Origin of the sequence: Marmoricola endophyticus (assembly GCF_014644415.1) — a bacterium.
Classification (GTDB): domain Bacteria; phylum Actinomycetota; class Actinomycetes; order Propionibacteriales; family Nocardioidaceae; genus Marmoricola; species Marmoricola endophyticus.
Genome location: NZ_BMKQ01000004.1, coordinates 1 through 646 on the forward strand (window position 1 = coordinate 1; position 646 = coordinate 646).

The 646-nt window shown below is 27.6% G+C and carries 1 protein-coding gene; it reads left to right on the forward strand.

Translation table 11 applies throughout. The features are described from left to right. Window positions 1–400: 400 nt before the first annotated feature. On the forward strand, window positions 401–646 hold a 246-nt coding region (locus IEX42_RS17910), incomplete at its 3' end, for a replication initiation protein (protein ID WP_128415269.1).

The window sequence follows — 646 nt, forward strand, 5'->3', positions numbered from 1 at the left end:
ACAGTTCTTTAAGAAGAAATATCAAGCACAAGAATGAGAAATCATTTTTAAAGAAGATAGAGAAGATGGTTATACATTATAAAAATAGATATTTAAATGCATTTGTTTGAGGTTAATTATTTTTTAGGATGAAAAATAGGTAGCCCCCCTCTAACTTTTTAATATATTTTTATAAATCTTTTTAAAAACCTTTTTAGGGGCTTGTTCAGACCTAGAGCAACAAGGGATTTCAATGCCTAAAGGAGTGTTTTTGCCACATAAAAGGAGTGTTTTAAAAAGTTGTACTCCTTTTATGGTTTGACATTGATAATAAAGTAGTTTATTGTGAATAAAAGTTTTCAAATGGGAGTGTATATTCAAACGATACTCCTTTAGGTTCGTAATAAAGGGGGGCTGTATCATGACAGGAGAGACAGTTGTATATAAAAATGAAATGAATTTAGTTCCATTAAGGCGATTTACAGCTACTGAAATTAATTTATTTTTTGCGATGTGTAATAAATTAAAAGAGCAAGATACTAATACATTACGTTTGTCTTTTGATGAATTAAAAAAATTAAGTAATTATAGTCCAGAAACACGTAATATTAATAGATTTGCTAATGATTTAGATAATGTGTATAAAAAGATGTTGAATTTAACCATT